We start from the raw sequence: 17,380 nt of genomic DNA, 5'->3' as shown, positions 1-17,380 counted from the left end.
TCAGGAGGTGGTTTTGCTCCAGCCTGCCATGATGACGGGTTCATGAACAGAGCCCCTATGCGCAGGTGAGGTTACCTTTGAGGACTTTGCCGGTCCAGGCGTTGGAGGTGCCGGGAACCTTGTAATAGCCGCGGATCTCGTAGGACCACGTGCCGATGACCTCGTAGCCGGAGGTGTACGTCTTGCCGGCAGCTTTGCTGAGGTCGCCGGTGAATTCGAGGTTTCCGGAGCGGTCGAAGATCTTGACCTCGTGGTAGTTGGCATTTGCCACCGTGCTGAACGAATTCACGGTCACGGTGGCCCGGATGCCGAACTGGCAGCTCATGGTGACGTTGGCTGCAGCGGGAGCGGCGAGGCTCGCCGTCGAAAATTGGGGAGCGGCCTGTTCCGTATCCCGGAACGCAGCCATTGCCGCCGTCGAACCCGAAAACACGCCAGCCGCCACAACCACGGCCACAGCTACGCTGCGCAGGAAGTTGAAGCGGCTTTTCACGACTGGTCCTTTCGCGTGGCGTGGCGGGGTGGTTATTTGACGGTTTCGGTGCGTTGGGTGCCGGTGAAGGAGAAGGCGATGGTGGAGGTGGCGCCTTGGAAGGTGTTGTCTGCGGTGGTGGGGAACGCGGTGGTGACTTTGAGGTTGTCGGTCTTGGCCGAGGTCAGGGAGGTCAGGTTGTTCAGGACCTTGTTCGCGCCGATCACCGAGGCCGAGGCCAGCACGGTGGTCTTGGTCCCTGCGCAGGTGTACGGGGCAGCGGACCCGGTCCACGGCACGGAGCAGTTCTCGATGGTCAGCTGCAAACCATTCACCGTGTCGGTGGTCAGCAAGGAAGAAGTGGCGCCGGCGGAGGTGGTCAGGGTGACGTTGTTCAGGTCCGAGTTGCCGGTGTTGGCCAGGGTGACGAGCTTTTCGACCTTGTCACCGGGCAGCAGGCCCGCGACCGGGACGTTTAGGGTGTTCGATGCCCCGGTGCCCAGGGCGATGGTCACGGTCCCGGCGGTCACGGCCTGGGAAGCGGAGGTGGAGGAAGTGAACGCACCGTAGGTGCCCATCCCGGCGACGGCGGCTGCGGTGCCGACCAGGGCGACGGAGGCGAGGATCTTGCCGGAGGTGGTCTTGAGGCTGATGGCCATGTGAATCAGTGTCCTTTTCAAAGTGGCCACCGTTTCCCCGGACGGCCGATTCCTTGTTTCCAGCCTTACTGGCTGACAAGAAATACTCTGACGGCCCCACCTCAAGACAGAACGCTGCAAACCCACAGCACCGCGTCAGGAAAACCTCAAGACTTCCTCAAGCAGGCAGCTCCAACCTGAAACCGCAGCCCAAACACTGCAGCACCTTGGTTCCCAACCGCACATCAAGGAGGACCAGTTCCTCGCCAGGCACTGGTTTCGCGGTGACGCTGCGCCTGACTTCGATGGGAATCCTGGTCATGGGCTCACCGCAATGGAGGTAGCTGTCGCCGAAGAGGATGAGCCCCTCGAGGTTGGCCTTGGTGTTGAGCTTCGCGGCGACCTCGCGGAAGGGGGTGAAGTGGGAGAGGACTGAGCCGCAGTCCGCGCAGCTGTAGGACACCGCCACCAGCAGCCCTACCGTGTGGGCCCGGACGGACTCAATCGAGTGGAGCACCAAGTGCTCGTCCGAGCCGCACGTTGAGCACCACATCCGCTCCCCCTGCGGCACGGACATTTCGCCCGATGGAGTTGGATCCTTTGCCATGGCTGCACCTCACATAAGTAAGCATCCTTACTAAATTCTACCGCAGTGAGGGTCCAATGATGCCTAATTGCTCCAGCCGCGCCGCCATGCCGGCGCCGTCGGGAGCATAAATCCAGGGAACTCCGGGAGTTGGCTGGGCGTCCGACGAGCGGCCGCCGGCAAGCACCGCCTCGCCTGCTGAGAGTTGACGGATGGCGATCGCCTTCACGTTGTCCGGGTGCCGTTGGGCAAACTCGGAGTAGATGGCAACATCGTGCTGCCCGTCATCCCCCACCAGCAGCCACTTGATGCCAGGGAACTCTTCAGCGAGGCGTTCCAAGCTGCCCTGCTTGTGTTCTTTCCCGCTCCGGAACCAACGATCCGTGGTGGGACCCCAGTCAGTGAGGAGCTTGGGCCCTGCCGGGTAAAGGTTGCGGGAGAGGAACCTCGAGATCGCGGGGGCCACGTTCCATGCACCGGTGGACAAGTAAAGAACGGGTGCCTCGGGGGCGTTCCGCGTAATCCGCTCATACAGCACGGCCATGCCCGGAGTCGGGGTACGGGCATGCTCGTTGAGGACGAACGTATTCCATGCCGCCAGGAAAGGGCGCGGCAGCGCGGTGACCATCACGGTGTCGTCAATGTCGGAGACAAGGCCGAAATCCGCGTCGTCCGGAACCACCTGGACGGGCGCCTCAACCACTGCGGAGGCCCCGGCCTGCAGGGTCACCGTGTGCCAGCCGGGTGCAAAGCCGGCCGGAATCCTGGCGTCCACCACCCCGCCGCGGTCCGCCTCGACGTCGTACTCCACCCCGTCAACGGTGATGCGGACGGCGGCATGGGCCACCGGGGCGCTGGTGAAGTTGCGCCACCCGCGCAGGCCTTCCGTGAGCGGCTTCCGCTTGCCGTCTACCGATCCGTTGCCGGCATAGCGGGGATCGCTGCGGACCACACGCGCCAGCACCCGGACCCAGGACGTTGACCCGTAGCCGGTATGCGGAATCACCGTGACCACGTGGCCGCGGCGGATGGCGAGCTTGTTCTGGAACCTCAGCCACGCGTCGTCGATCCTTGCAGCCAAGTGCCGCCGGCCCGAGGTGGCGTACGACGGCGGGTGGCCGGCTCCGGCGGTCCGGGACGGTGTGCGCGGTGTCTGGGAACGTGAACGCATGGGTCCAGTCTGGCACGGCTGGAGGGGCGCTAGCTGAACACGGCAAAGGGTTCACCGAAGAGGGCCTCGTCAGGCTCGATGCCGAGCCCCGGACCTTGCGGAAGTTCGATGTGACCGCCCTCCACCGTGATGCCGCCCCGGGGGTCGTAGTGGCCTTCGATGTACGGCTGCGCAATCCAGACGCCCTCGTTGAGTTCGGGTCGGATGGTTGCCCCCAGGTGTGTGCAGGCCGCTCCGATGATGTCGCCGCCCCAGGAATCGTCTGATGTGTGCGGTGTCGAGTAGGCATCGCAGATGTCCCGAAGGACCGAGGCGGGGTGCAGCCCGCCGAAGCGTGTGACCTTCAGGCCGAATCCATCGCAACCACCCGTGGCAACCGCAGTGACCGCCTTGGTCAGGTCCGTGGTGAGTTCATCGAGGTAGATGGCATGGTTCACGCGATCGCGCACCGAGCGGACTTCTTCCAAGGTGTTGCACGGCTGCTCGATGATGAAGGGGATGTCCTGGCATTCACGACTGAGCCGCAAGGCATCACGCGTCGTGAGTCCACGGTTCGCGTCCACCGCCAAGCGGACGCCACTCTTCCCCACCCGCTCCCACACCTTGCGGATGGTCTCGATGTCCAGTTCGATGGGCCGCCCACCGACCTTCAGCTGCAACCTTGGATAGCCCTCGGCGATCTTGGCGGCTGCCCGCTCCGCGACAACGTCTGGCTCGTCGACGGCCAGCGCATAGTAGGACGGGACCCGTTCCGTTTCCACGCCCCCCAGCAGCTCGGCAACCCTCACGCCGTAGTGCTTCCCGGTAACGTCATGGGCCGCGATGTCGATCGCTGCCTTCGCGTAGCGGTGGCCGTACAACAACTGGTCCATGCGGCGGTGAAGCAAGACGATGTTCGTTGGATCCTGGCCAATGAGGCCCTGGGCCATCCCGGACAGGGCGGCACGGTTGCCTGCCGCATGGTGCTGTTCGTACACGGGCCCAACAGGACAGGCCTCGCCCCAACCCACCAAGCCGGAATCCGTGGTGAGGCGAACCAGGGTGGTGTCGAGCGAGAAGATCTCACCGTGGGACATCCGGTACGGGCCGTTGCTGACGGGCAGGTCGTGCGCGTAGATCGCTATTTCTGTGATTTTCACGGTCACGACTCCACGGCCGGCGGGACCAGGACGAGCTTGCCGGCGAACTTCTTGGAGATGAAATCCTCCTGTGCGCGGTGGATATCGCTGAGCGGATATGTCCGGGAAACCAGCGGCCGGATGCGGCCTTGGTTGATGTAGCGCACCAGGTTCTCGAAAACCTCGTCCTCCTGGAAAGTGCAGCCAAACAGGGAAAGGTCATTGAGGTAGATGGTCCGCAGGTCCACTTCAGCGAGCGGACCGCCGATGGCCCCGGCGATGGCGTAGCGGCCACCGCGGCGCAGCAACGCGAGCAGTTCCGAAACACCATTCCCGCCGACCACGTCCACCACCACGTCGACGGAACGCGCGCCGAGTGCCTGGAGCAGGTCCGCACCGCGGTCGATCACCTGGTCTGCGCCCGCCTCGCGCACCACGTCGGCCTTGCTCGGAGAGCAGATCGCGATGACCTCTGCGCCGCGGAGCTTGGCGAGCTGGACCGCGGCCAGGCCAACCCCACCGGAAGCACCCGTAATAACAACGCGTTCTGCTCCAACCCGGGACCGGTGGAGCATGCCCTCCGCCGTGGAGTAGGCAATGGAAATGGCTCCAAGCTCCACCGGGGACAGCTGCGATTCAACGGTATAGGCCTCGGCGGACGGTGCCACGGCGAACTGGGCGAACCCGCCGTCGCAGTCACTGCCGTAGGTCCAGCATTCGAACGGGCGGCGGTCCACGTAATGGCGCATCAGGTTGCGGACAATGACCCGGTCCCCGAGCCGGGCCGGGTCCACGCCGTGTCCGACTGCCACGACCTTGCCGTAGACGTCGCCTCCCTGGATGCGCGGGAACGTCAGTGGTACACCGGACCACGAAGCGTCGTCCTCGTCGGCGCTGCCGGCGGACCCGGTCGCCGTCGAGTTCGTATCGCCGGTGACCGCTTTCGAGTACCAGCCGATGCGCGTGTTGATATCCGTGTTGTTGATGCCGGCGGCCTCCACCTGGATCAGCACCTCCCCGTCACCTGGCCGGGGAACGGGCACGTCGGTCCTGTATTCGAGCTTTTCCGGGCCCCCGTGCCCGGTCAGCAGAACGGCGGTCATCGTTGTTGGCAGGGTCATCATCGATCCCTTTCGAAAGATGTGGTCAGGATGGAAAGTCATCCACTAGATGGATGGTTTGGTCATTTTATTCACACACAGCTCGCTATGACAATGGTTCGGTTTACCGTTGACAATTGCTCATACGGGTCACTATGTTGAACATCACGTTCAGCTCTTGAACGACGCCGACCCCTACTTACGCGGCCGCGGACCACGCTTGCCTCTGAACAGGACACCCTCATGAAAATCGAACGCATTGAGCTCTTCCAGGTTGACCTGCCGTACTCGGGAGGCACGTACAACCTCTCGGGCGGCAGGACCTACCAGTCCTTCGACGCTTCGATCGTCAAAATCACCGCCGACGACGGGACGGTCGGCTGGGGCGAAAGCACGCCCTTCGGTTCCACCTACATCGCCGCCCATGCCCTCGGTACCAGGGCGGGCATCGCCGAACTGGCTCCAGCACTCCTGGGCCGGGACCCGCGCCGGGTAGACCGGAACTACGACTTGATGGACGCCACGCTCGTGGGGCACAACCATGCGAAGACTCCCCTGGACATCGCCTGCTGGGACATCTTCGGCAAATCCACAGGGTTGCCCGTGTACGAATTGCTGGGAGGTGGAACCGGCACTCCCATGGTCATGATTTCCTCGATCCACGTGGGCGAACCCGAAGAGATGCGGGCAAGGGTTGCCGACCACAGGGCCAGGGGCTACCTTGGCCATTCCATCAAGATCGGTACTCCGGACAGCGAAGGCGGACCGGCCATCGACGCCGCACGCATCACCGCGTGCCTTGCGGACAGGCAACCGGGCGAGTTCTTTCTGGTGGACGCCAACGGAGGCATGACGCCGGAAAGCGCCCTGCGCATGCTGGCGTTGCTGCCCGCCGGCCTGGATTTCGTGATCGAAGCGCCCTGTGCCACGTGGCGCGAAACCATGTCCCTGCGCCAGCGCTGCCCCTACCCGATCATCCTTGACGAACTGGCCCAGCAAGACAGCGACCTGGCCTGGGCAATCGCCAACGACGTCGCGGACGGCATTGGCTTGAAGATCTCCAAAGCCGGCGGATTGACGCCCGGCCGCCGCCAGCGCGACATTGCCCGCGCCGCCGGGATGACCGTCAGCGTCCAGGACACGGTGGGTTCAGCCATCGCCTTCGCGGGCATCGCCCAACTGGGCGCGACCGTACCCGAAAAGCTGCTCCGTTGCGTGCTCAATTGCGATGACATGGTCACGCTCAAGACCGCGGAGTTCAACTTCATCCAGCGGGACGGCGGAATCCTTCCCCCGGAAGCGCCAGGCCTGGGGATTACCGTCCACGAAGAGGTGCTGGGTCAACCCGTGGCAGTCTGGGGCGACTAGCGTGCAACACATCGGCCCGCGGTGCCGGCTCAGGCGCCCCGTTCTTCCCGGAGCGCCTTCTGCGTGGCAATGATCTGTTCGTCACCGCCGACGATGAGTTCCCGGACACCGGCCGCGATGGCGTCGGGGTCGCCTCCGTCGATAATGTCCAGTACCGCCCGGTGTGATTCCACCGTGCTCAGCAGAGGGTGGTCCAAAGCCGTGGTCAGGCGGAAAAGCTCCGTGAAGGTGGGCACTTGCTGCTCCCACACTGCCAGCAGGCGCCGGTTGCCGCAGAAAGCAAAGAAAGCCGAGTGGAAGTTAACATCGGCCTGTGCGAAGGCATCGGAATCAGCCGACTCGGCCGCTTTCCGCATGGCATCGAGGGCAGCTTCGGCGGCAGCCCTCAGACCTTCCAGGTCTGCTTTTGCGCACTGTTGCGCCGCGGAAACCTCCAGGAGTTCCCGAAGCGAAAAGAGATCGCGGATATCCTTCTCGTCCAGGCCCACCACCCGGTAGCTCCTGCCGGAAGCCGCGATGAGGCCCTCTCCGGCCAAGGTCCGCAAGGCATCCCGGACAGGACCCCGGCTGACCCCGAACGCCTCACCGATCGTTGCTTCCACCAAGGCGTCCCCTGGTTCGAGCTCACCGGACAGGATGTCCGCGCGCAATGAGGTCACCACTTGCTGTCCCAGCGCTGCTGGACGCTCTACCTGCTTGGCCATCGCCTGCGATCCTTCCTCCTGAATGAGCCACATCAGCCTACCGGAACGGTTATCGGTTTACCGTTCACGCGGCTGGGGAAGGTTGGCGTGCCGTCGATTCTCCGGCGGAAGGCTGGCGTCCGACAAGACGGCGCCCGGCTGGGTGTTCCCCAGCCGGGCGCCTTTTGGCGTTTCTAGCGCGTCTTGTTGTGCATAACGTGCTTGGTGCGGGAGTAGTCGTCCAGGGCGTAGGCGGAGAGGTCGCGTCCGTAGCCGGAGCTCTTGAAACCGGCCCAGGGCATCTCGTTGGCGAGGACCAGGTGGGAGTTGACCCACACGGTTCCGGCGTCCAGGCGGGATGCGACGTCGTGGCCGCGCTGCGGGTTGAGGGTCCAGGCGGAAGCGGCCAATCCATACGGAACGGCGTTGGCGCGGGTGATGGCTTCTTCTTCCGTGGAGAAGGTTTCAACGGTGATCACGGGACCGAAGATTTCCTCCAGGGTGCAGGCGGAGCCTTCGGGGACGTTGGCCAGGACGGTGGGCGCTACGAAGTAGCCGGGGCCTTCCATGGCGCCGCCGCCGAGGGCGGCTTCCGCGCCGTCGGCCTTGGCCCGCTCCAGGTGTGCCAGGACGCGGTCGTAGTGTGCTTTGGAGATCAGGGGGCCGATCTCCACGTCTTCGCCGGCGGTGGGTTCACCGACTACCAGGGTCTGCACTTGGTCGACCAGCAACCCGGTGAATTTCTCGGCGACGGATTCGTGGACCAGCACGCGGCAGCCGGCACCGCATTCCTGGCCGGAGTTCCAGTAGCCTGCTGCGCGGAGGGATTCGGCCGCGGCGGCCAGGTCGGCGTCTTCGAAGATGACCACTGGTGCTTTGCCACCGAGTTCGAGGTGGACGCGCTTGACGGTTTCGGCGGCGTTCCGGGCCACGGCCTTGCCGCTGTTCACCGAGCCGGTGAGCGCGATCATGTCCACGTTGGGGTGTTCGGACAAGCGGCCGCCCACCTCTGGGCCAAGGCCGGTGACGACGTTGAAGACACCGGCGGGCAGGAGGTCGGCGATGAGTTCGGCGAACTTGAGCGTGGTCAGCGGGGTTTGTTCGGAGGGCTTGAGGACGATCGTGTTGCCCGCGGCCAGGATGGGTGCGATCTTCCAGGCAGCCATCAACAAGGGGTAGTTCCACGGGGTGACGACGCCCACCACGCCCAGTGGTTCGCGGACGATCACGGAGAGGTGGTCTTCGGCGTATTCGCCGGCGGCGAGCGAGGTGGTGGCGCGGGCGGCGCCTGCCATGAAGCGGAAGGAATCGATGGAACCGGCAATGTCGTCTTCGGCGACCATGAGGGGCTTGCCGGTGTTCCATGCTTCGAGGCGGGCCAGCAGGTCCGCGTTTTCGGCCAGGCGATCGGCGATGGCGTGCAGGATTTCCGAACGCTGCTTGGGAAGGGTGCGTCCCCAGCTTGCCTTGGCTTCCAGGGCTGCTGAGACTGCGGCGTCGACGTCGGCTGCGGTGCCTTGGCTGACTTGGCAGATGGTTTCTTCGCTGCACGGATCGACGACGGCCTGCGTATCGGTGCCGAGTCCATCGCGGAACGCTCCGGCGATAAAGTGCGTGGTGGGCGGCAGCACGCCGGCTTCCGTAATGGCACCGGTGCCGCGTCGCACGGTTGCCTGGTTGGTGGTGACGTCAATGGTCATGACTGATGGTCCTTACGTTGTGGTGGTCAGGTGATCGGTGCGGGGGTGAGGGACACGACGGCGGCGGGCGCCGCCGTCGTGCGTTTTAGCCGGCCGGTGCCGGTGCCGGTTGCAGCTGGTTCACGAGGGTTTGGATGCGGTTCACGGAGGCAGCATCCAGGTCGGCGGTGGGGCGCCGGGGGGCGCCGATGGGCTCGCCGAGGATCTCCAGGGCGGCCTTGACGGCCGGGACGAAGGGCGAGGACAGGATGGCATCGATCAGCGGGTAGATCCGGTCCCATTCGGCCTTGGCCGTGGCGAAGTCACCGGCGGCGACTGCCCGCTGGACGGCCACGATTTCCCGCGGCAGGATGTTGGCCGTGCCAGCCATGACGGCCGGAGCGCCTTCCGTGAGCGCCGAGAGGATCAGCGCGTCCCAGCCCACAATCGTGGAAATGTAGTCACTGTGGTGGTGGATGAGCTGGGTAGCTTGGCCCATGTCACCGCTGGAGTCCTTGATGTAGCGGATGTTCTCCACCTCGCGGGCCAGCTTGCCCACGGTGGCGGGATCGAGGTTCACCCCGGTGGCCGAGGGGTAGTTGTAGAGCATGACGGGCAGTTCCACGGCCTCGGCCACGGCGCGGAAATAGTGGGTCGTCTCGCCCAGTGAAAGTGGATCGTAGTACGGAGCCACCACCATCAGCACATCGGCACCGCACTCCTGGGCATGGCGGGAGTTGCTGATGGCCTCGGCCGTGCTGGTGGCACCCGTCTGGGCAACCACCGGCACCCGACCTGCTGTGTGCTGGGTGACTGTTTCAACAACGAGCCTGCGTTCCCCGGCACTGAGGGAGGCGAACTCGCCGGTGGAACCGCAAGCCACCACACCATCAACACCACCGTCGATGGAACGGTCCACCAGCCGGCGGAGCGCCGGAACATCAATGGCACCTTCGGGCGTGAACGGAGTCGCGAGCGCGGTGAGTACCCCTGTGAGCTGTGTGGTCATGGGTTGGTCCTGTCTGCTGGAAAAAAATCACTACCGTGCATTGGGGAGGCAATATTCATCAAGTGAACACTTTGTTCATTATTGACGGTTCCCGGACGTCGGCACAAGGCTTTACCCGTCCCGAGACAAGGGTTAAACGACTGGGAAACACAGGCGAAACAAACGTCGCAGGAAGGCCGCGACGCACCGATTTCCGGCAGGTCGCGGCCTTGGCCCGACTAGTTGAACCAGCTGTCGGCGGCCTTCTTGTTGTCCGCGTTCTCCAGCCACTTCTTGGCGCCCTCAGTGGGACTGGAGGCCTCGCTGACGTTGAGCATCAGGTCCGAGAACTGCTGCTCGGTGATCTTGAAATTGCCCAGCCACTTGGCCACATCGGCATGCTTCGAGGCGAAGTCCTTGGAAAGCACCACGTAGGATCCGTCCGGCTTGGGCCAGCCCTCGAGGTTGTCTTCGAGGACCTTGATGTCCATCGAGGAGAACGCCCAGTGCGGGGTCCACAGAGTGGCAACGATCGGCTTGTTCTTCGCCGTGGCATCCTTCAGCGCTGCCAGGGTTGCAGGAGTACTGCCGGCAACGATGCTGAGCTTGTCCGTGGCTCCGTACTTTTTCAGGACATCCGGGAGGATCTTCATTTCGCCGGAGCCGGCTTCGATGCCCACGATCTTGGAATCGTACTTGGCCGCGTTGGCCACGACGTCGGCGATGGTGTTTTCCGGAACCGACTTGGGAGCGACCAGGACCAGGCGGTCGTTGTCGAAGAAGGGCTTGTCCAGGATGTTCAGCTGGTCCTTGTACTTGTCCACCATGGTTCCGTGCGTGGTGGGCAGCCAGGCGTTGAGGTAGCCGTCCAGGTCTCCGCGGGCGATGCCGGAGAATCCTGCGGCCAGGTCCACACTCTTGGTTTCGAGCTTGTAGCCGCGCTCAGACAGGAGTTCCGTCCAGAGACCGGTGACGGCCACGGAGTCGTCATACCCTGCCGGCAGTGCGACAGTGATGGTCTTGGTGTCAGTCCCGCCGCCTTGCGACGAGGCGGTGCTGACTCCCGAGCAGGCGCTGACGCCGGTAGCGAGCAGTGCGACGGCCGCGAAGGCCCCGATTTTCTTGAACACGTGTAATCTCCGTTGATTCTTGTAGTGGATTAGACGGCTACCGCGGGAGCGGGCGTCTTTGCTGCTGCGAGTTGTTCTTTGCGGACCTTGCGGCTGCGGAGGACCTCGCCGAAGGAGGTGGCTCCGCTGGTGACGCGGTCCAGGTAGATGGCGAGGATGACGACGGCGAGTCCGCCTTCGAAGCCACGGGCGGTATCGAGTTGGGCGACGCCTTCGACGACGACTCCGCCGAGTCCGCCGGCACCGACCAGGCCTGCGACAACCACCATGGACAATGCCAGCATGATGACCTGGTTGACGCCGGCCATGATGGACGGGAAGGCCAGGGGCAGCTGAACGTCCTTGAGGATGAGGCCCTTCTTGGCGCCGAAGGCGGTGGCTGCTTCGAGGAGTTCAAGGTCGAGCTTCCGGATGCCGAGTTCGGTCAGGCGGACGGCCGGAGGGATGGCGAAGACGATCGTTGCGGCGATGCCGGGGACCATGCCCACGCCGAAGAAGAACACGGCGGGGATGAGGTAGACGAACACAGGCATGGCCTGCATGAGGTCAAGGACGGGCCGGACCACTTTGCTCACGGTTCCGTTGAGCGCAGCCCAGATCCCCAAGGGGATACCGATGGCCAGAGAGGAGACCACCGAGACCAACACCACCGCGAGGGTGGACATGCTCTGGACCCAAAGGCCCATGCCGACGATGAGCAGGAAGGCCAGGATGGTGTAGACGGTCAGGCCGAGGCTGCGTGTCAGTCCAGCCGCGGCTGCCGCCAGGACGGCGATGATGAGGAAGGGATGGAGCCCGACGAGGACGTTCTCCACGTTTCCCACCAAGAACTGGACTACCGCCGAGACTCCGTCGAAGAACCAGCCCACGTTGGCCAACAGCCAGTCGATGACGGCCGCGAAACCTGTTCCGATATTAAGCTGCATGGCTGGTCCCCTTGCTGGGTGAGAGAGCTGAAAAAACGTCTTCGGCGGTGATCTTGCCAAGGACGGAACCGTCCTGGTCCACCACTTCAAGCGGTTCTGCGCCGGTGGCGAGGGTGGGAAGGAGTTCGTGCAGGACCGTGTCCCCGGTGACGCGGACGGTCGCGTGGGACTGCAGGCCACCCGCGCCCGGGCGCCGGGCAATCATGGCTGCGGTCAGGACGCGGCTGCGGTCCACTTCGGCGACGAACTCTTCAATGTACGGATCGGCCGGGGCTTCGAGGAGGTCCAGGGCGGTGCCGCGTTGGATGTTCTTGCCTTGCTTCATGACCATGATCTGGTCGCCCAGGTACATGGCCTCGTTGAGGTCGTGGGTGACGAAAATGATGGTCTTCTTGAAGTTGCTCTGCAGCTTGATCAGCAGTTCCTGCATGTCCTTGCGGATCAGCGGGTCAAGGGCGCTGAAGGGTTCGTCCATCAGGAGGATCTCGGCGTCGGTGGCCAGCGCCCGGGCCAGGCCCACGCGCTGCTTCATGCCGCCGGAGAGCTGGTCCGGCATGGCGTGGATCCGGTCACCGAGTCCAACAATAGCCAGCGCTTCGGCCGCCTTGGCTTCGCGGGCCTCTTTGTCCACGCCGCGGACCTTAAGGCCGAAGGCCACGTTGTCCACCAAGGACTTGTGCGGGAAGAGACCGAAGTGCTGGAAGACCATGTTGATGGTCCGGTTCCGGTAATCGCGCAGCCCGGCCGGTTCCAGCGAGCGGACGGCTTTGCCGTCCACCGTGATGGTTCCGTCGGTGGCGTCGATAAGCCGGTTGACCATGCGGATGATGGTGGACTTCCCGGAGCCGGAAAGGCCCATGATCACGAAGATCTCGCCGCGCTTGACGTCGAAGGAGACGTCGTCGACGGCGGTGAAACCCACCGTTGCGGACTTCGCCGGCAAGAGTCCGAGCATGCGCCGGGACTTCTTGGGCTGGAAGACCTTGGTGAGGTTTTCGACTCGAATGAAGGATTGTTCAGGATCCATGGGTTCCTCGTGGAGAAGGGATGCGAATGGCGATGCGTGCATGGCGGTCATGCAGTCCTCCAGGACTGTTGGTTCGAGGCCCTCCACCGCTTCACGGCATCGACGGTGATATCGCGGAGCGAACGGATGGTGGTGGAGTGCGTTCATTCAGTGAACAGTTTGATTGTTCAGTGATCAAAAGCATAGGGTGACGTTGATCACTCGTCAATACCCTCAGTCTGAATTGTTTAGACCGCCACAGAACTGCGGCACATAGACCCCAGCCCCGGACGCTCGCTCGCAACGGCGTCCGGGGCTGGCATAGGCTCGACGATTCACGCGCACCGGCGATTCCCGCCGGAAAGGATGCGTCAGGCAGGAACGGAGGCCTCCTCAAGGACGGCACGCGCAGCCGTGGAGATCAGTGAGAAGTCCGAGGCAATGGGCATGAAGCTGTAACCCCAACTGATAGGCGCCTCGGAGAGTGCGGGTGAGCCGGTGTAGATACCGGCGGATACACCGGCATCCGCGCAGCGCTTGGCAATGTCCCGAAGCACGCCGTCCGGATCGGCCGCCAGGAATGAATCGAAATCGACACCCAGGCTGAGCGAGAGGTCGTAGGGGCCCACGAAGATCGCATCCGGCCCCGCTGCCAGGATGGCGTCAAGGTTTTCGTAACCCGCGCGGGTTTCCACCATGAGGATGGCCAAAGGATCGTCAGCGAGGACGCCCGGTGTCGCCTTTGCATAACGCGGCGCGCGCCGCACGGGCCCATAGCTGCGGCTGCCGCGCGGTGAGAAGCGGCAGGCCCTGACCAGCAGTTCCGCCGTTTCGCCGTCCTCGACCGTAGGGAATATGAGGCCCTGGGCACCGGCGTCGATCACCCTCCCGGCGCCACCCAACTCATGGCCCTGCACGCGCACCATGGCGGGGACGCCAAAGACGTTGGCCGCGTCGATGAGGCCCAGCATGTCCGGGAAATCGGGATGGCCATGCTGGCCGTCGATGCACACCCAGTCCGGACCTTCGGCCGCAATGAGCTCCAAGGAGGCCGGATGCGGGACATCGACCCACACGCCGCGACGGCCGCGTCCGGCGAGGTCGAGGGTAGGTGCCGTCAGCGGGCTGGGCCTGCTGGTTTCACCTGGAATCTTCATGCTGGTTTTCCTTTCGCGGAAGCCGCTTTATTACCGGCGGGGACTTGACGATGTGTCACGGGCCACTTTACCTTGGTGTTCAACAGATAAATAGTCTGTTCACCTGGTGAGCAAACAGCAAGGATTGACCATGGCAAAGCAAATGAAGGTGTTTGCCTTCGATTTCAACGGACCGGCCCATCTTTCGGCTGGCCTGTGGCGGCACCCCAACGACGGCGGCGCCCAATACACGGACATCAACCGGTGGGTTGAGTACGCACAGCTTCTGGAGAAGGCCGGCTTCGACGGCATGTTCTTCGCCGACAACAACGGCTACCACGACAAGTACCGCGGCAACGTGGACGGTGCCCTGCGCGATGCGGCGCAGATCCCCGCCAACGATCCCGCCTACCTGATCCCGGCAATGGCTGCCGGAACCAAGTACCTGGGCTTCGGCATCACGTCCTCCACCGCCTACGACCACCCGTACGCGCTGGCCCGCAAGTTCTCCACCCTGGACCACGTCACGCGCGGCCGCATCGGCTGGAACGTGGTGACCTCCTACTCGGACAGCGCCGCACGCAACCTCGGCACCGGCACCCAGACCGCCCACGATGACCGCTACGAAATCGCTGAGGAATTCATCGACGTCGCCCTCAAACTGTGGGAAGGTTCCTGGGACGACGACGCCGTGGTCCGCGACAAGGAAGCCCGCACCTACGTGGACCCTGCACGCGTCCACGAAATCGGCCATGAGGGCAAGCACTTCACCGTCCCGGGCATCTTCCTCTGCGAGCCCTCCCCGCAGCGCACCCCGGTGATCTTCCAGGCCGGCGGCTCACCTAAGGGTGTTGCCTTGGCGGCCCAGACCGCCGAGGCCGTGTTCATGAACTCCGCCACCAAGGCAGGCTTGAAGAAGCAGATCGACGCGCTGCGCGCCAAGGCTGTGGAATTCGGTCGCGACCCCTCGCACATCGCCGTCCTGCAGATGGTCACCGTCATCAGCGCCCCCACCGACGAAGAGGCACAGGCCAAGTACCAGGATTACCTCCAGTACGTGGATTACGACGGCGCCATGGCCCGCTACAGCGGGTGGACCGGTATGGACATGGCCCAGTTCAACCCGGACCAGCCCTTCGAGGACGTGGAAACCAACGCCGGCCAGACCATGGTGAACTTCTTCACCAAGATCGACCCGCAGAAGCGCTGGACCCCGCGTGACATCGCCGATTACAACGGAATCGGCGGCACCTCCCCCGTGATCGTCGGCGGTCCGGAAACCGTCGCTGCCGAACTGCAGTCCTGGATCGACGAGACAGGCGCGGACGGCTTCAACATAGCCCATGCGGTCAAGTTCCACGACGTCGAGGACTTCGTCCGTTACGTCGTACCGGAACTGCAGGCCCGTGGCCTGATGCGTACCTCGTACGACGGCGACACCCTGCGCGAAACGCTGTTCGGCGCTGGTCAGAGCAAGCTTGCCTCGGACCACCCCGGCGCCGCCTACCACCACTCGCTCACCACCCAGGCGAAATAAGGAAGCCCACAATGTCCATCATCGTTACTGCCGAGAATCCCTCGATCGATCCGGCAACCCAGCGCCAGGTCTTCGGCGCACTGCCCACGGGTGTTACGGCCATCACCGGCCTCACCGAAGACGGCACGCCCCGCGGCTTCGTGGTCGGCACGTTCCAGTCCCTGTCCCTGGAGCCGCCCCTGGTGACGTTCTGCGTTGACAAAGGCTCAAGCACCTGGCCCACCCTGCGCTCCCTGGGCAAGTTCACCGCGAACATCCTCTCCACCGAACAGCTCCCCGTCTGCCGCGCACTCTCGCGCAAGGGTGACGAGAAGTTCAACGGCGTGGACTATGAAACCAGCCCGCTCGGTACCCCGCGTATTGCCGGCGCCACGGCCTGGGTGGACTGCGAAGTCCTGTCCGAGGTTGTTGCCGGTGACCACTACATGATCGTGGGTTCCATCGAAGAACTCGTCCCGGGCGAAGGCGAAGCGCTCCTCTTCAAGGGCGGCAAGTTCGGCGACTTCAACCAATGGCCGGCGCCTGCCCCGGCCGCAACACCAGCTCCGGCCGCAGCAGCGCCAGCGCCCGCAACAGCCGGAAAGGCCGAGTAGCCATGACCACCATGCTTGAAAAGATCACCGACGCCTGGACCAAGGCCTGGGGCGAAGGTGACACCACCGCCTTCGAACGCCTCGTTGCCCCGGACTACGCGCGCACCTCCAAGACCGGCGCCGAAGGCCTGGCCCAGGTTGTCCAGCAGATCGAGGAGTCCCACCGCGCGTTCGGCGATTTCCACGTCACGGTCCTGCGGGCCATCGAAGACCACAACCTCGTGGCCATCCACTGGGAAACCGAAGGCAAGCACACCGGCGAGTTCATGGGAGTCCCTCCCACCGGCCGGACGGTCACCGTTCAGGGTGCCTCCTTCATCAGCCACCACGACGGCCTGATCACCAACGAAGCAGTGGTCTGGGATCCCCGAGAAATGCTGTCCTCCATGAGTATCTGGCACCTCGGTGACCAGCGTTCCACCCGCAGAAAGTCTGAAACCAATGCCCATTAACATCGCAGAGACCGCCACGCGCATCCTTGAGGCCAAGGCCAATCGCTCCCCCGTGGAGGTCCTGGTCCGGCCCGAGGACGAGCCGACGGTTGCCGACGCGTTCCGCGTCCAGCAGGAAGTCATCCGCCGCCAGGTCGAAGCCGGGGACAAGGTTGCAGGCTTCAAGCTCGGCAACATCGCCAAGGCCATGCAGACCAAGTTCGGCGTGGACGAGCCGGACTACGGATACCTCCTGTCCAGCCAGTTCTACCCGGAGAACCTTCCTCGCTCGCAGAAGGAATTCATCGAGCCCTACATCGAGCTGGAACCGGCCTTCGTGTTCAAGCACGATGTTGGCGGCGCCCACGTCACCGTGGCAGACATCATCGCTGCTACCGACTTTGTGGTTCCGGCCCTGGAAATCATCGATTCCCGCGTACGCGACTGGAAGATCGGCATCTTCGACACCCTGGCCGACAGCGGCTCGGCAGCCGGCGTCATCCTCGGCGGCCAGCCCCGCACGCTGAGCGAAGTGAACCTCTCCGACACCCACGGCGTGATCACCTTCGACGGCGAAGTAGTGGCAGAAGGCAACACCAACGCCATCTACGGCAGCCCGGTCTCCGCACTGGTCTGGCTGTGCAAGCGGATCGCCGAGTACGACATCACGCTCAAGGCAGGCCAGCTCATCCTTCCCGGCAGCTGCCTCGCGGCCGCAAAGATGATCCCCGGCACAAAGATCACCGGACGCTTTGAAGGCTGGGGAGAAGTCAGCTTCGACTACACCGCCGGTTAGGGTTGAGTAGACCTCTACTCGA

Annotated in this window: 18 protein-coding genes; 5 read left to right on the top strand and 13 right to left on the bottom strand. The window is 64.0% G+C overall.

All coding sequences use genetic code 11. The features are described 5' to 3' along the window. Nucleotides 1–55: 55 nt before the first annotated feature. The 6 genes from ACIQT2_RS10830 to ACIQT2_RS10805 all read right to left on the bottom strand — a co-directional run bounded on the left by ACIQT2_RS10830 (nucleotide 56) and on the right by ACIQT2_RS10805 (nucleotide 5,106). Nucleotides 56–493, bottom strand: a complete 438-nt coding sequence (locus ACIQT2_RS10830; RefSeq protein ID WP_402946207.1) for a hypothetical protein — start codon at nucleotides 491–493, stop codon at nucleotides 56–58. Nucleotides 494–525: 32 nt separating this feature from the next. Further along, nucleotides 526–1,131, bottom strand: coding sequence for a TasA family protein (locus ACIQT2_RS10825; protein ID WP_402946205.1), 606 nt, complete (start codon nucleotides 1,129–1,131; stop codon nucleotides 526–528). A 157-nt stretch (nucleotides 1,132–1,288) separates the two neighbouring features. After that, a complete protein-coding gene (locus ACIQT2_RS10820; RefSeq protein ID WP_402946203.1) occupies nucleotides 1,289–1,717 on the bottom strand; it encodes a hypothetical protein in 429 nt (142 codons plus the stop codon). 37 nt (nucleotides 1,718–1,754) lie between these two features. After that, on the bottom strand, nucleotides 1,755–2,867 hold the full coding sequence (locus ACIQT2_RS10815) for an App1 family protein (RefSeq protein WP_402946201.1): 1,113 nt from the start codon (nucleotides 2,865–2,867) through the stop codon (nucleotides 1,755–1,757). A 29-nt stretch (nucleotides 2,868–2,896) separates the two neighbouring features. Beyond that, nucleotides 2,897–4,006, bottom strand: a complete 1,110-nt coding sequence (locus ACIQT2_RS10810; RefSeq protein WP_402946200.1) for a mandelate racemase/muconate lactonizing enzyme family protein — start codon at nucleotides 4,004–4,006, stop codon at nucleotides 2,897–2,899. 2 nt (nucleotides 4,007–4,008) lie between these two features. Then, complete coding sequence (locus ACIQT2_RS10805) at nucleotides 4,009–5,106, bottom strand: alcohol dehydrogenase family protein (RefSeq protein ID WP_402946198.1); 1,098 nt, start codon at nucleotides 5,104–5,106, stop codon at nucleotides 4,009–4,011. Nucleotides 5,107–5,328: 222 nt separating this feature from the next. Between ACIQT2_RS10805 and ACIQT2_RS10800 the strand changes: the two genes are divergently transcribed. Beyond that, the gene (locus tag ACIQT2_RS10800; RefSeq protein ID WP_402946196.1) at nucleotides 5,329–6,453 is read left to right on the top strand and encodes a mandelate racemase/muconate lactonizing enzyme family protein; all 1,125 of its coding nucleotides are present in this window, start codon (nucleotides 5,329–5,331) and stop codon (nucleotides 6,451–6,453) included. A 29-nt stretch (nucleotides 6,454–6,482) separates the two neighbouring features. Here ACIQT2_RS10800 and ACIQT2_RS10795 read toward each other — a convergent pair whose 3' ends face one another. The 7 genes from ACIQT2_RS10795 to ACIQT2_RS10765 form a co-directional block, all read right to left on the bottom strand. Beyond that, on the bottom strand, nucleotides 6,483–7,157 hold the full coding sequence (locus tag ACIQT2_RS10795; protein ID WP_402946194.1) for a GntR family transcriptional regulator: 675 nt from the start codon (nucleotides 7,155–7,157) through the stop codon (nucleotides 6,483–6,485). Between the two features lie 173 nt (nucleotides 7,158–7,330). Continuing rightward, nucleotides 7,331–8,836, bottom strand: a complete 1,506-nt coding sequence (locus ACIQT2_RS10790; RefSeq protein ID WP_402946192.1) for an aldehyde dehydrogenase family protein — start codon at nucleotides 8,834–8,836, stop codon at nucleotides 7,331–7,333. Nucleotides 8,837–8,921: 85 nt separating this feature from the next. Next, the gene (gene dapA, locus ACIQT2_RS10785; protein WP_402946190.1) at nucleotides 8,922–9,824 is read right to left on the bottom strand and encodes a 4-hydroxy-tetrahydrodipicolinate synthase; all 903 of its coding nucleotides are present in this window, start codon (nucleotides 9,822–9,824) and stop codon (nucleotides 8,922–8,924) included. A 218-nt stretch (nucleotides 9,825–10,042) separates the two neighbouring features. Continuing rightward, nucleotides 10,043–10,933 carry a glycine betaine ABC transporter substrate-binding protein gene (locus tag ACIQT2_RS10780; protein WP_400336759.1) on the bottom strand — a complete coding sequence of 297 codons (891 nt, stop codon included), beginning with the start codon at nucleotides 10,931–10,933 and terminating at the stop codon, nucleotides 10,043–10,045. A gap of 29 nt (nucleotides 10,934–10,962) precedes the next feature. Beyond that, nucleotides 10,963–11,859, bottom strand: a complete 897-nt coding sequence (locus ACIQT2_RS10775; protein ID WP_402946188.1) for an ABC transporter permease — start codon at nucleotides 11,857–11,859, stop codon at nucleotides 10,963–10,965. Further along, on the bottom strand, nucleotides 11,849–13,033 hold the full coding sequence (locus ACIQT2_RS10770; RefSeq protein ID WP_402946186.1) for a betaine/proline/choline family ABC transporter ATP-binding protein: 1,185 nt from the start codon (nucleotides 13,031–13,033) through the stop codon (nucleotides 11,849–11,851). The genes ACIQT2_RS10775 and ACIQT2_RS10770 overlap by 11 nt, the downstream gene beginning before the upstream one ends. 203 nt (nucleotides 13,034–13,236) lie before the next feature. Continuing rightward, on the bottom strand, nucleotides 13,237–14,022 hold the full coding sequence (locus ACIQT2_RS10765) for an HpcH/HpaI aldolase/citrate lyase family protein (protein WP_402946184.1): 786 nt from the start codon (nucleotides 14,020–14,022) through the stop codon (nucleotides 13,237–13,239). A 130-nt stretch (nucleotides 14,023–14,152) separates the two neighbouring features. Between ACIQT2_RS10765 and ACIQT2_RS10760 the strand changes: the two genes are divergently transcribed. From ACIQT2_RS10760 to ACIQT2_RS10745, 4 genes are read left to right on the top strand one after another with little or no spacing between them, the layout of a single operon-like run. Further along, nucleotides 14,153–15,538, top strand: a complete 1,386-nt coding sequence (locus ACIQT2_RS10760) for an LLM class flavin-dependent oxidoreductase (protein WP_402946183.1) — start codon at nucleotides 14,153–14,155, stop codon at nucleotides 15,536–15,538. Nucleotides 15,539–15,549: 11 nt separating this feature from the next. Further along, entirely contained in the window at nucleotides 15,550–16,131 is a 582-nt protein-coding gene (locus ACIQT2_RS10755) for a flavin reductase family protein (RefSeq protein WP_402946181.1), read from the top strand. Between the two features lie 2 nt (nucleotides 16,132–16,133). After that, nucleotides 16,134–16,583 carry an ester cyclase gene (locus ACIQT2_RS10750; RefSeq protein ID WP_402946180.1) on the top strand — a complete coding sequence of 150 codons (450 nt, stop codon included), beginning with the start codon at nucleotides 16,134–16,136 and terminating at the stop codon, nucleotides 16,581–16,583. Further along, nucleotides 16,573–17,358 carry a 2-keto-4-pentenoate hydratase gene (locus tag ACIQT2_RS10745; protein WP_402946178.1) on the top strand — a complete coding sequence of 262 codons (786 nt, stop codon included), beginning with the start codon at nucleotides 16,573–16,575 and terminating at the stop codon, nucleotides 17,356–17,358. Before ACIQT2_RS10750 ends, ACIQT2_RS10745 begins: the two co-directional genes overlap by 11 nt. Nucleotides 17,359–17,380 lie beyond the last annotated feature (22 nt).

Source organism: Paenarthrobacter sp. NPDC090522, assembly GCF_044769225.1.
GTDB lineage: Bacteria > Actinomycetota > Actinomycetes > Actinomycetales > Micrococcaceae > Arthrobacter.
This window is presented reverse-complemented; position numbering and strand designations above follow the sequence as displayed.